General features: G+C 70.6%; 7 protein-coding genes. 6 read left to right on the top strand and 1 reads right to left on the bottom strand.

The genetic code is table 11. The annotated features are described in order from the left end of the window. The 3 genes from QRY02_RS27310 to QRY02_RS27300 all read left to right on the top strand — a co-directional run bounded on the left by QRY02_RS27310 (position 1) and on the right by QRY02_RS27300 (position 4,435). Positions 1-2,427, top strand: a complete 2,427-nt coding sequence (locus QRY02_RS27310) for a GcvT family protein (protein ID WP_285985697.1) — start codon at positions 1-3, stop codon at positions 2,425-2,427. 3 nt (positions 2,428-2,430) lie between these two features. After that, on the top strand, positions 2,431-2,949 hold the full coding sequence (locus tag QRY02_RS27305; protein WP_285985696.1) for a formimidoyltetrahydrofolate cyclodeaminase: 519 nt from the start codon (positions 2,431-2,433) through the stop codon (positions 2,947-2,949). 136 nt (positions 2,950-3,085) lie between these two features. Next, positions 3,086-4,435 (top strand): S1C family serine protease, encoded by a 1,350-nt coding sequence (locus QRY02_RS27300; RefSeq protein WP_285985695.1) that lies wholly within the window; start codon positions 3,086-3,088, stop codon positions 4,433-4,435. Between the two features lie 53 nt (positions 4,436-4,488). Here QRY02_RS27300 and QRY02_RS27295 read toward each other — a convergent pair whose 3' ends face one another. Continuing rightward, positions 4,489-5,958, bottom strand: coding sequence for an MFS transporter (locus tag QRY02_RS27295; RefSeq protein WP_285985694.1), 1,470 nt, complete (start codon positions 5,956-5,958; stop codon positions 4,489-4,491). Positions 5,959-6,044: 86 nt separating this feature from the next. Here QRY02_RS27295 and QRY02_RS27290 point away from each other — a divergent pair, with 86 nt between their 5' ends. From QRY02_RS27290 to QRY02_RS27280, 3 genes are all read left to right on the top strand, one after another. After that, positions 6,045-6,419, top strand: a complete 375-nt coding sequence (locus QRY02_RS27290; RefSeq protein WP_285985693.1) for a MarR family winged helix-turn-helix transcriptional regulator — start codon at positions 6,045-6,047, stop codon at positions 6,417-6,419. Positions 6,420-6,612: 193 nt separating this feature from the next. Further along, positions 6,613-12,948, top strand: a complete 6,336-nt coding sequence (locus tag QRY02_RS27285) for an RHS repeat-associated core domain-containing protein (protein WP_285985692.1) — start codon at positions 6,613-6,615, stop codon at positions 12,946-12,948. Next, entirely contained in the window at positions 12,948-13,301 is a 354-nt protein-coding gene (locus QRY02_RS27280; protein WP_285993931.1) for a hypothetical protein, read from the top strand. Before QRY02_RS27285 ends, QRY02_RS27280 begins: the two co-directional genes overlap by 1 nt. Positions 13,302-13,420 lie beyond the last annotated feature (119 nt).

The raw sequence follows: 13,420 nt of genomic DNA, 5'->3' as shown, positions 1-13,420 counted from the left end.
ATGAGTGCACCGAAGGTCGTGATCATCGGCGCCGGCATCGTCGGCGCGAACCTCGCCGACGAGCTGACCGTCCGCGGCTGGACCGACGTCACCGTGCTCGACCGGGGCCCGCTGCCGCGCACCGGCGGGTCCACTTCGCACGCGCCCGGCCTGGTGTTCCAGACCAACGCGGCCAAGGCGATGACGGACTTCGCCCGGTACACCGTCGAGAAGTTCCTGGAGCTGGACTGCTTCCTCCAGGTCGGCGGCATGGAGGTCGCGACCACCCCGGCGCGCTGGGAGGACCTCAAGCGCAAACACGGCTGGGCGACGTCGTGGGGCGTGCCGGGTTCGCTCATCGACGCCGACGAGTGCGTGCGCCGCTGGCCGCTGCTGGACGGTTCGCGGATCTTCGGCGCGCTGCACGTCCCGACCGACGGGCTCGCGCGGGCCGCGAAGGCCGTCGAGGTGCTGGCCGCGCGGGCGGGTTCGCGCGGCGCGAAGTTCATCGGGTCCACGCGGGTGACCGATGTCCTGCAGGAGCGCGGGCGCGTCATCGGGGTCCGGACCGACCAGGGCGACTTCCCGGCCGACGTCGTCGTGTCGTGCGCCGGGTTCTGGGGCCGCGAGATCGGTGCGATGGCGGGCATGGATGTCCCGCTGCTGCCGCTGGCCCACCAGTACGTCAAGACCGGGCAGGTCACGGAACTCGCCGGGCGCAACACCGAGGAGGTCGAGGCGAGCCTGCCGATCCTCCGCCACCAGGACCAGGACCTGTACTTCCGCGAGCACGTCGACCGGCTCGGCATCGGCTCCTACGCCCACCGGCCGATGCCGGTCGAGGAGTCCACTTTGGATCCGGCGGTGACCGAGACCGCCATGCCGTCCATGCTGCCCTTCACCGAGGACGACTTCGCGCCTTCCTGGGAACAGAGTCAACTGCTGCTCCCGGCGTTGCGCCAGACGAAGGTCGAAGAGGGCTTCAACGGCATCTTCTCCTTCACCCCGGACGGCCAGTCGCTGGTCGGCGAGTCGGCCGACGTCCGCGGCTTCTGGCTGGCCGAGGCGATCTGGGTGACGCACTCCGCGGGCATCGCGAAGGCGGTCGCCGAACTGCTCGTCGACGGGCATTCCGAAGTGGACACCCACGACATCGACGTCCACCGCTTCGAGGACGTCCAGCTCGCACCTTCGTACGTGAGCGAGACGGCGCAGCAGAACTTCGTCGAGGTCTACGACATCCTGCACCCGTTGCAGCCCAAGCTTTCCCCGCGAGACCTGCGCGTGACGCCGTTCCACGCGCGGCAGCGCGAGCTGGGCGCGGTGTTCCTGGAGGCGGGCGGCTGGGAGCGGCCGCACTGGTTCGAGGCCAACGCGCCGCTGCTGAAGAAGCTCCCGCACGACGCGCTGCCGCCGGCGCGGGACGCGTGGTCGGCGCAGTTCCACTCGCCGATCGCGGCCGCCGAGGCGTGGCAGACGCGCAACGGCGTCGCGCTTTACGACATGACACCGTTGAAGCGCGTGGAGATCAGCGGACCGGGGTCGCTGGCGTTCCTGCAGTCGCTGACCACCAACCAGCTGGACAAGTCGGTCGGTTCGGTGACGTACACGCTGATGCTCGACAACGCCGGCGGCATCCGCAGCGACGTCACCGTGGCGCGGCTCGAACCGGAGCTGTTCCAGGTCGGGATCAACGGCAACATCGACGTCGACCACTTCGTCAAGCACGCGCCTCCCGGGGTGCAGGTCCGGGACATCACCGGCGGGACGTGCTGCATCGGCGTCTGGGGGCCGCGGGCGCGAGACCTGGTGCAGCCGCTGTCGCAGGAGGACTTTTCGCACCAGGGGCTCAAGTATTTCCGGGCGCGCAAGGCGCGGATCGCCGGCGTGCCGGTGGTCGCGATGCGACTGTCCTATGTGGGCGAACTCGGCTGGGAGATCTACACCAGCGCGGACAACGGCCTGCGGCTGTGGGACGCGCTGTGGGCGGCCGGGCAACCTCTCGGCGTCATCGCGGCCGGGCGGGCGGCGTTCAACAGCCTGCGGCTCGAAAAGGGCTACCGGCTGTGGGGCACCGACATGACCACCGAACACGACCCGTACGAGGCCGGCGTCGACTTCGCGGTGCGTCCGGCGAAGGGGGAGTTCCTGGGCCGGGACGCGCTCGAGGGCCGGACGCCGTCGCGGCGGCTGCGGTGCCTGACGATCGACGACGGCCGCACGGTCGTGCTGGGCAAGGAACCGGTGTTCGTCGACGGCGTGGCCGTGGGTTACGTCACGAGTGCGGCGTACGGGTACACCGTCGGGCGGCCGATTGCCTACGCGTGGCTCCCGGCGTCGGCGGACATCGGCAGCGGCGTGGAGATCGAGTACTTCGGCCGCCGGGTCGCGGCCACCGTGGCCGCCGAGCCACTGGTCGACCCCGGCATGGAACGGATCCGGCGGTGAGTCATGCGTGACCAGATCATGAGCGACTACCTGAGGGCCCTCGCGTCCGAGGGTTCCCCCGGCGGGGGCGCGACGGCGGCGCTGCACGTCGCCCAGGCCGCAGCCCTGGTCGGGAAGGTGTCGGCCGACGGGCGCGAAGCCGGGGCGCTGAGCATGCACGCGTTGCGCCTGGCCGAGAAGGAGGCCCACGCGGCGGCCGTCCTCACCCGGGCGCACCGGCTGCCGCCGGGCGAGGCGCGGGAGTCCGCGGTGGCCGAAGCGCGCCGTCACGCGTGCGAACCGGCGGCGGAGGTGATCGCCGCCGCGGCGGCGGTGCTGGACCTGGCGGAGCGGGTCCTGCCAGGTCGCCGGGTGGGCACCGACCTGGCGGCCGTGGCGGAGGCGGCACGAGCGGCGGCGGTGACCGCCGGGGTGAGCGTCGAGGTCCACTCCGGCGTGCCCGTCCCGCCCGAGGTGGCCGCGGTGCGCGAGCGGGCGGACCGCCTGACGGCGACGATCCGGAAGGCGGTGGTCCCGGCGTAACACCGGTCACGTCGGGCCGCACCCGGCTCTCGAGGGGGGTAATCCACAGCAAGTCCACGGAAGCGCACCAGGAAATTCTCAGGAACGGGGCGTTTCCTGGTACGGGCCGGAGGCTTGTCGAGAGCTGGAGCTGTGCATGAGCGAGTACGACCGAGGACCGCGGGGCGGCGGCGAGTACCCGTACGGCTACGGCCAGGGCGGCGGCTACTCGCCGGACTACTACGGCCGGAACGGGTATCCGCAGGAGCAGGGCCACCAGCCGTACGACCAGCAGGAGCAGGGCTACCAGCCGTACGACCAGCCCCGTGACCAGTGGGGACGCCCGTACCAGCCCTACACGCAACCGATCTACGCCTACCCGCAGCCCGCCTACCAGCCGCCGCCGCGCCGGCGTCATCCGCTGCGCGCGCTGACGGTCGCGATCGTCGCCATCGCGCTGGCCGTGGTCGCCGGGCTCGGGATCGGGCACCTGATCTCCGGGACGCCCACCGCGGGCGGCAACCAGAACTTCGGCTTCTCCGGGCAGCCCACCGCGGCCAAGACCGTGCTCGACGTCGACGCCGTGTCGGCCAAGGTCAACCCGGCCATCGTGAACATCAACACCGAGCTCGGCCTGCAGGGCGCGGCCGCGGCGGGCACCGGCATCGTGCTCACCGCCGACGGCGAGGTGCTGACCAACAACCACGTCGTCGCGGGCGCGACCAGCATCAAGGTCACCAGCATCGGCACCGGCGACACCTACCAGGCGGACGTCGTCGGCTATGACCGCACCGAGGACGTCGCGGTCCTGCAGCTGCGAGGCGCGTCCGGGCTGCCCACCGCGTCGATCGGCGACTCGTCCACGGTGCAGGTCGGGGACCAGATCCTCGGGCTGGGCAACGCCGGCGGCCGGGGCGGCGACCCGGTGCCCGCACCGGGCACGGTGACGGCGCTCGACCAGTCGATCACCGCCTCGGACGAGTCCAGCGGGTCCTCCGAGCAGCTCACCGGGCTGATCCAGGTCCGGGCGAACATCGAGTCGGGTGACTCCGGTGGCCCGCTCGTCAACGCGGACGCCCAGGTCATCGGGGTCGACACCGCCGCGTCCACCGGCTACCAGCTGAACGGGCGCCGCAGCGGCGGTGCCGGCCAGGGGTTCGCCATCCCGATCAACCAGGCCGTCGACATCGCCCACAAGATCGTCGCCGGGCAGGCCACCGCCAAGATCCACATCGGCAAGACCGCGTTCATCGGGGTCTCGGTGTCGGACGGCCAGGGCGGCGCGAAGGTCCGCGAGGTCGTCCAGCGCGGGCCGGCGCAGAAGGCGGGCCTCGCGGCCGGGGACGTGATCACGGCCATCGACGGCAAGCCGACCGCCTCGGCGACGGCGCTGACGAACGTGATGGACACCCACCACCCGGGCGACCAGCTGACGCTGACGGTGGCCGGCGCCACCGGCGGTCAGCGGCAGATCCAGGTCAAGGCCATCGAAGGGCCGGTGGGCTGACTGCGGCCGTGACGCGGGAACCACGGTGGTGGTTCCCGCGTCACGGCCGCGGCTCAGTCGGCGAGAGCCAGCAGGTCGGCTTCCTCGACCGGCTTCTCGACGGGTTCCGCCACGGGCTTCTTGCGGGCGGCCAGGCCGCTGATCGCGACCAGCAGGCCCAGCACCGCGATCCCCGTGACCACGCTCAACGCCGGCGTGAGCCCGGTCAGCAGCGCCGCCGGTGATGCCTCGCGGCCGCCGTTGGCGGTCAGGACCGCCGTCACCACCGCCAGGCCGATCGCCCCGCCGACCTGCAGCGACGTGTTCAGCAGGCCGCCGGCCAGGCCCTGCTCGTCGTCCGCGATGCCCGCGGTGGCCTGGATGTTGAGCGACGAGAACGCCAGCGTGAAGCCGATGCCCAGCAGGATCATGCTCGGCAGCACGCTGCCCGCGTAACCCGAGTGCTCGTCGATGCGCAGGAACAGCGCGTAGCCGATGACGTGCGCGACCACGCCCGCGAAGATCGTGCGCGGCGTGCCGAGCCGGTCGATCAGCGGCTCGATGCGCGGGGAACCGAACGCCACGATCAGCGCCGCCGGCAGGAAGCCCAGCGCCGTCTGCAGCGCGGACCAGCCCAGCACCCGCTGCAGGTACAGCATCACGACGAACTGGAACCCGATGTACGCGCCGAAGAACAGCGCGCCGCCGAGGTTGGCCCGGGCCAGCGGGCCCGAACGCAGGATCCCGAGCCGCAGCAACGGGTGGCGGCTGCGCTTCTCGATGACCACGAACGTCACCAGCAGCGCCAGCGCGACGGCGAACGTGATCAACGTGCGCGGGGCGGCCCAGCCGACCTCCGGCGCCTCGACCACGCCGAACACCAGCAGCAGTGAACCGGCCGCGCCGGTGATGGCGCCCGGGAAGTCGTAGCCGCCGCCGGCTTCGGCGCGGTACGACGGGATCAGCTTCCACGCCGCCACCAGCGCCACCAGGGCGATCGGCGCGGGCAGCAGGAACGTCCAGCGCCAGCCGACCTCGGTCAGGAGGCCGGAGAACACGAGCCCGGCCGAGTAGCCGCTCGCGCCGAACACGGCGAAGATGCCGATCGCCTTGTTGCGGGCCGGGCCTTCCTGGAACGTCGTGGTGACGATGGACAACGCGGCCGGCGCGGTGAACGCGGCGGCCAGGCCCTTGATGAACCGGCTGGCGATGAGCAGCGCGCCGTCGTCGACGAGGCCGCCGAGCAGCGAGGCCAGCGCGAAGATCGCGACGGCGACGAGGAACACGCGGCGGCGGCCGAGCAGGTCGGCGGTGCGGCCGCCGAGCAGCAGCAGTCCGCCGTAGCCGAGCACGTAACCGCTGACGACCCATTGCAGCGCGTTGGTGGACAGGCCGAGGTCGGCCTGGATGGCCGGGAGCGCGACCCCGACCATCGACACGTCGAGCGCGTCGAGGCCGATGACGATCGAGACGGTGAGCAGGACACCCCAGAGACGTGCGTCCCACCGGGTCGAGGTGGTGGACAAGGACACGGAAGAACTCATGGTGGCGACATTACATGCACACGCATCTAATGTCCAAGCATTTAATGCATTTGCATCTGATGTCCGTGCATGCTAAGTTGGTCGCCGTGAGCGACGTCGCCGAGAAACAACTGGTCCAGGAGTGGCACGAGCTGCTGGCCCGCTACTCGGCCGTGTTCGGCACGCTGGAGTGCCGGCTGCAGGAGCGCCACGGCATCGGCGCGAACGAGTTCGAGGCCCTCGAGCGGCTCGCGACCTGCGACTTCAAGTGCCGCGCGGCCGACCTCACCGGCGCGATCCACCTCAGCCAGAGCGCCACGTCCCGGCTGGTGGCCCGCCTGGAAAAGGAGGGCCTGGTCGAGCGCGCGCTGTGCGAAGTGGACCGGCGCGGCATCTTCGTCACCATCACCGAAGCCGGCCGGGAGAAGTACCTCGCGGCGAAGCGGACGCACCGCGAGGTGCTGGCGGAAACCCTGCGCTGAGCGCGCCGCCGCCGGGCCTCGCGGTTCGTTCCGGGGATGACGCACTGCTTGTTCTGTCGGTTACTTTCCCCAGTGATTTCGCCGGTCTCGGCAGAATCGAGACTTTCGGAGTATTTGCCTTTCCTGGGTCCTGCTTTACGCTCCCCTGACTTGATCTTGGCCCCCAGGGGCCTGTCCGCTGGGGGAGCCGGGCTTGTACCGAATTGACCCGACCTTGCCGCGCGCGCGTTTTCGCCGTGGGGTCGCGACCGTCGTCTCGATCGCCCTGATCACTTCGATCATGGCCGAGCTTCCGGCGAACGCGGCGGTCGCCCGCGCTCCGCACGTCGTGCCGACCAAGACCGCCGGGCACGGTGATCTGCCGCTCGGCCACGCCGAGGCGCCCGCCATGCCGGTCCCGGCCGCGCCGGTCGCGGCCGACTGGCCCGCGCCCGGTGAGGCGGCGGTGGTGCTCACCGCACCCGCGTCCACCCCGGCCGCGCGAGCCGATCGCGAGCCGGCCGAGCCGGGGCCCGCCGTCCGCGCGGGCGCGCTGCCCGTGCGGGTGGCCGGGGGCGGTGGTGCGCGGGCGACCGTCCGGCTGGCCGACCAGGCCGCCTCGCGGAAGGCCGGGATCACCGGTGTCCTGCTGTCCGTCGGCGGTGCGCCCGGGCGCTACTCGGTCGACCTGGACTACTCCTCGTTCCGCAACGCTTCGGGCGGTGGCTTCGGCGAACGGCTGAAGCTGGTGGGTCTGCCCGGCTGTGTGCTGAGCACGCCGGACCTGCCGGCCTGCCGGACGCGCACCCCGGTCGCGTCGCGCAACGATCCCGCCGCCAAGGTGGTGTCCGCCGACGTGGCCGTCGCCGGGCAGCCGCAGGTGCTGGCCGCCGTGGCCGACTCCGGCGGAGCCGGGGGCACGTTCGCGGCCAGCTCGCTGGCGCCGTCGGGCAGCTGGTCGGTCACCGACGGCACCGGCGCGTTCACCTGGTCCTACCCGGTCGAGCTGCCGCCGGCGGCCACCGGGACGGCGGTGGCGCCGAAGGTCGCCCTGTCCTACAACTCGGCCACCGTGGACGGCCGGACCGCCGCGACCAACAACCAGAGCTCCTGGGCCGGCCAGGGCTGGGACTACGACCCGGGGTACGTCGAGCGCACCTACCGCGCCTGCGCGGACGACGACACCCTGCCCGAGGCGAACAAGACCGGCGACTTCTGCTGGGCGGGCCAGATCGTCACGATGAACCTCGCCGGCCAGACCACCGCACTCGTCCGGGACGACGCCACGGGCACCTGGAAGTCCTCGAGCGACAACGGTGCCCGGGTCGAACTGCTGAAGGGCGCGGCCAACGGCGCGCTCGAGGGCGAACACTGGCGGATCACGACGGTCGACGGGATCCAGTACTACTTCGGCCTCAACCGGGCCCCCGGCTCGGCCGAGCAGGACAAGACGAACTCCACCTGGACCGCGCCGGTCTACGGTCCGCACGGCGACGACCCGTGCCACGACAACGCGGGCTTCGCGAAGTCCGTGTGCACGCAGGCGTGGCGCTGGAACCTGGACTACGTCGAGGATCCCCACGGCAACGCGACCGTGTACTCCTACACCCCCGAGACCAACTACTACGGCGCCAACCTGCAGACCAAGGCCGTGCCCTACACCCGTGGCGGCACGCTCAAGCGGATCGACTACGGCCTGCGCAAGCTCAACGGCAGCGTCTACGGCTCCGCCGCGCCCGGGAAGGTCGTCTTCGACACCGCCGAGCGGTGCGTGCCCGACGGCGCCATCACCTGCGACCCGGCCCAGTTCACCCCGGCGAACGCGAAGGCGTGGCCGGACACGCCGCAGGACCAGCAGTGCAAGGCCGACGCGACGTGCGACAACCACTCGCCGACGTTCTGGAGCACCCGGCGCCTCACGGCCATCACCACCCAGTACGACACCGGTGCCGGGCCGAAGAAGGCCGACACCTACGCGCTGACCCAGCAGTTCCCGGGCATCGGGGACAAGGAGCTGTGGCTCGACTCGATCACCCACACCGGCTTCGCCGCCGACGGCACGTCCATCACGCTGCCGCCGATCAAGTTCACCGGCCAGCTCTACGCCAACCGCGTGGTGGGCTACAAGAACCTGCCGTCCCTCGCGCACTGGCGCCTGACGAACATCACCACGGACACCGGATCGGTCATCTCGGTCGCCTACAGCGCCCCGGGCTGCACGGCGGCCACCGTGCCGGCCGACCTGCCGAACAACACCAGCCTGTGCTACCCGGTGTACTGGAACCTGCCGACGGCCAAGGACCCGATCCTCGACTTCTTCCACAAGTACGTCGTCGAAGAAGTGCGGATCGAAGACGCCAACAAGCTCTCCCCGACGCAGGTCAACGCCTACACCTACGTGGGCAGCCCGGCCTGGCACTCCGACGACAACGAGATCGTCAAGCCGAAGTACCGCACCTACGGCCAGTTCCGGGGCTACGGCCAGGTCGACGCCCGGACCGGCGACACCACCTTCAGCATCGACGGCGTCGCCGACACCAGGACGCTGACCCGCACGACGTACTTCCGCGGCATGGACGGGGATCCGCTGCCCGGAGGCGGGAAGCGGTCGGTCGCGGTCACCAGCTCGCTCGGGGACTCCGCCGCCGACGACAACACCTTCGCCGGGTCGCCCCGCGAAACGCAGCTGTTCAACGGGGACGGCGGCGCCCGCATCTCGACGTCGGTCAGCGACGTGCAGAAGGTCGCCACGACGGCGACGAGAGCCCGGACCGGGCTGCCGGCGCTGACCGCCAACGTGGTCAAGGAGAACCGGACCAGGACCGTCACGGACCTCGCGGCCGGCGGGACCCGGACGAAGACCACGGCGCAGCGCTACGACAAGTACGGCCGGACGGTCGCCAAGACCGACTCCGGTGACGGCCTGCCGGACACCTGCGTCACGACGAAGTTCGCCGAGAACACCGCTTCCTGGATCCTCGACCGGTCCCGGGAGGTGCTGACCTCCACGGAGGCCTGCCCGGACGGCGATCCGACGGCCGCCAAGGTCACGGCGGGCATCCGCACCTACTACGACGGCCAGGACGGCCTGGGTGCCGTCACCGGCGCGGGTGACGCCACCCGGGTCGACACCGCGACCGCGAACAACGGCGGGACGCTCACCTGGGTCACGACCGGCCGCACGACCTACGACGCCGCCGGCCGCACGACGTCGACCACGGACGCCCGGAACTACACGGCGACGATCACGATGACCCCGGCCGACGGGGGCATCCTGAGCAAGACCGTCAAGACGAACCCGAAGAAGCAGTCGGAGACGATCGAGTCGGAACCGGTCCGCGGCAAGACGACCGGCAGCGTCGACATCGCCGGCCGCCGGACCGACGCGACCTACGACGCGCTCGGGCGGCTGGTCGCGGTGTGGAAACCGGGGCAGGCGAAGGGCGGTCCGGCGTCCGGCACGTACGAATACGTGCTGCGGACCGACGCCCCGCTCGCGGTCGTGACGAAGAACCTCGTCGACTACGGCACCGGCACGAACTACCTCACCACCGTCGAGCTGCGCGACTCCTTCGGCCAGGTCCGCCAGGTCCAGACCGACGCCAACGACGGCACCCGGATGGTGACCGACACCGTCTACGACTCGCACGGGTGGGTGCGCAAGACCAACAACCGGTACCTCACCTCGGGCGTGCCGGGCACGACCCTGGTCGCCGTCGCGGACGCCGCCGTCGACAACCGGACGGTGAACACCTACGACGGCTCCGGCCGGGTCGTCGCCGCGACCGACTACGAAGGACTGACGCCGACGTCGTCGACGCGCACGGTCTACGGCGGCGACCGGACGACGGTGATCCCGCCGCAGGGCGACGTCACCCAGACGACGATCACCGACACCCAGGGCCGGATGTCCGAGCTCTGGCGCTACAGCAGCGCCCCGGCCGTGACCGGCGACGTCGTCTCGGGCGGCACGCACGACACGACCCGGTACGGGTACACCCCGACCGGCCTCCAGGACAAGGTCACCGACACCGCCGGGAACGTCTGGTCGGCGGAGTACGACTTCCTCGGCCACAAGGTCAAGCAGGCCGATCCGGACACGGGTACCTCGTACACCGAAGTGGACGTCGCGGGACTGGTGAAGTCGGCGACGGACGCCCGCGGCAAGAAGCTCGCCTACACCTACGACGAACTCGGCCGCAAGACCGCGGAGTACGAGAACTCCGTGGACGGCCCGAAACGGGCTTCGTGGGTCTGGGACACCGCGCCCAACGGCGTCGGGCAGATCTTCTACTCGACCCGCTACACCGCCACCGGCAACTGGGTCACCGGGGTTTCGGCCTACAACGCCGAAGGACGGCCCAGCAAGGCGGTCACGCAGGTTCCGGCGAGCGAAACCGGGCTGTTCGGCACGTACACGACGCTCTACGGCTACACGAGCACCGGCCTGCCGACGATGGTGCAGCCGCCGTCCGGGGGCGGGCTGCCGGGTGAGGCCATCGCCATCACCTACGACAAGTACGGCAAACCGCTGACCACCGCGGGCTACAACGCGTACGTCTCCGCTTCGCACTACACGCCGTACGGCGAAGATTCGCAGTTCACCCTCGGGCCGTCGAACAGCCAGGCTTGGCTGACCTACGACTACGACCCGCAGACCCGGCGCAAGACCGACGTCAACCTCTCCGCCCAGCTGGCCGCCACGACCCAGCTCGACGACACCCGCTACACCTACGACCCGGCCGGCAACATCACGAAGTCCGTCAACACTCAGGGGGTCACCGGGATCGCCCCGGTGCGCACCCAGTGCTTCGGCTACGACCCGATGAACCGGCTGGCCCAGGCCTGGACCACGACCGACGACTGCCAGGGCGCGCCCGCGAAGGACAAGCTCGGCGCGGCGAGCCCGTACTGGCTTTCGTGGACGTTCAAGCCGAACGGCCTGCGCGAGACGCAGACCGACCACAAGGCCGGCACCGCGACGGCCTACCAGTACCCGGCCGACGGCGCCGCGAAGCCGCACAGCCTGACCGGGACCACCACCACCGGCCCGGCCGGCACGACGACGACGTCGTACGGCTACGACGAGTCGGGCAACACCACGACCCGCGACGGGCAGACGCTCGACTGGGGCCCGGACGGCCGGCTCGGCAAGGTGACTTCGCCGCAGGGCGAGACGACCTACGTCTACGACGCCGACGGCGGCCAGCTGCTGCGCCGGTCCCCGGACAAGGTCACGCTGTCGCTGCCGGGGGAGGACCTGGTCAAGGACACGAAGACCGGGGTGGTCACCGGCACCCGCTACTACTCGCACAACGGCGTCGTCGTCGCGATGCGCGTGGGCGGGGCGAACCCGCAGTACGTCGTGTCGGACCTGCACAACACCGCGACCGTGATCGTGGACTCGGTGACGTTCGGGGTGACCCGGCGGGCGATGGACCCGTACGGGAACCCGGTCGGCGAGCGGCCGGCGTGGCCGGACCAGCGGGGGTTCCTGGGCAAGGTCAAGGACGACTCCACCGGCCTCACCGACGTCGGTGCCCGCAAGTACGACTCGGCGACCGGCCGGTTCATCTCGGTCGACGCGGTACTGGACGTGAAGAACCCGGACCAGCTGTGCGGCTACAGCTACGCCGAGAACAACCCGATCACCCGCAGCGACCCGAGCGGCAACCTGACGATCGTCGGCGTCGGGATCGGCGGCATCATGAACGCCCTCGGCATGGCGCACGACCTCCAGGTGACCGGGGCCCGCACCTACCGGCAGGCCCACATCTCGATCCGCTGGGGCTACCTCACCAACTGGCGGCCCAATTTCATGGGACCGCAGATCGGCTGGTGGATCCCGGCCGTGGTGATCACCATCTGGTTCACCACGATGGTCCGCTGCCCGACCCCGGCCCGCACCAACACCCCCCAGATGGGGCCGGACCCGATGACCCGCGCCGAGCGGGCCGCGTACAACGCGAAACACCCGCAACCGGCACCGAAACCGGCGGACAAATCGGTCCGGGAACAGATCCGCGACCTGCTGGTGAGCCTCACCGGCGCGGACAAGATGGTCGACTGCGTCCGCGAGCCGAACGCCGGCGACTGCCTGCTGGGCTTCGGGCCGTTCGTGGCCGGTCCGCTCGCCAAGGGGGCCCTGGGCCTGGCCGGCCGCACGGCGGCTCGCGGTGCCGAGGAGTCGGTGGCTGCCGGCAGCGTGGCCCGGCAAGCGGCGCAAAAGCCGCCGCCCACAGTTCCCTTGTTCCGAAACGTGGATGCGGGGGAATTCGGGTCCATCGCCGACACCGGTCAATGGGGAACCGGCCCCGGGCAGATGGAGGGAAAGTGGTTCGCCACCGAAGGTGCCCACGCCGACCAATGGGGCCGGGTGCTCAATCGCGGTGACGGACTCACGATGACGACTCGTATCCCGCGTTCACTGGCGGATCAATTGCATTATCATCCGGACAAGCTGGACGGCATCGGCCCGGGTTATTACGCGCAGGGCGACCAGTTGATGCTGATCAACCAGCAGATGAGTGGAATCGAGTTGTGGCCGTGATGGAAAAGATCGAAACACCCTTGGCCGAGGCCGTTGTCCGCTGGGTCACCGCCGAAGAAGGCGGCCGGAAGTCCGGGCCGCCGACGGCGCCTGTCTACATGGCGACCTCGGTGTTCGTTCTCGGCGGAGACGCGGAATTGCAACCGGGTTGGCCGGCTTCGGCCACGCAGTTGAGCATCTTGCTCCAGCCGGTCGAGCTGCTCGGAGATGGCCGGTCACGCTGCCTGGTCGGCTTCCTGGTGCCTGAGCTGGCGCTGCCGAATCTGCACGTGGGGGCCGAGATCCTGGTACTGGAAGGGCCGCGGACGGTTGCTTCCGCGCGGATTGAGGATGTCTTCGGTCATGACTCGTGAAACGGGAAACGGGTTCGTGCGATGAGGGTCTGCGCGGACCTGAGTCCCGACTACCCGGCCGAACACGGTTATCGCCCACCGCAGCAGTTCATCGATGCCGTCTTGCACGCGGCGGCTCA

Origin of the sequence: Amycolatopsis sp. DG1A-15b, from assembly GCF_030285645.1 — a bacterium.
Lineage (GTDB): Bacteria > Actinomycetota > Actinomycetes > Mycobacteriales > Pseudonocardiaceae > Amycolatopsis.
The sequence above is the reverse complement of the archived record's forward strand: the minus strand, read 5'-3'. Positions and strand labels throughout refer to the sequence as shown.

Bases quoted from the DNA above. Each gene is read 5' to 3' on its own strand.
- QRY02_RS27300 (WP_285985695.1), top strand. From the start codon at position 3,086: ATGAGCGAGTACGACCGAGGACCGCGGGGCGGCGGCGAGTACCCGTAC.
- QRY02_RS27280 (WP_285993931.1), top strand. From the start codon at position 12,948: ATGGAAAAGATCGAAACACCCTTGGCCGAGGCCGTTGTCCGCTGGGTC.
- QRY02_RS27310 (WP_285985697.1), top strand. From the start codon at position 1: ATGAGTGCACCGAAGGTCGTGATCATCGGCGCCGGCATCGTCGGCGCG.
- QRY02_RS27305 (WP_285985696.1), top strand. From the start codon at position 2,431: ATGCGTGACCAGATCATGAGCGACTACCTGAGGGCCCTCGCGTCCGAG.
- QRY02_RS27295 (WP_285985694.1), bottom strand. From the start codon at position 5,958: ATGAGTTCTTCCGTGTCCTTGTCCACCACCTCGACCCGGTGGGACGCA.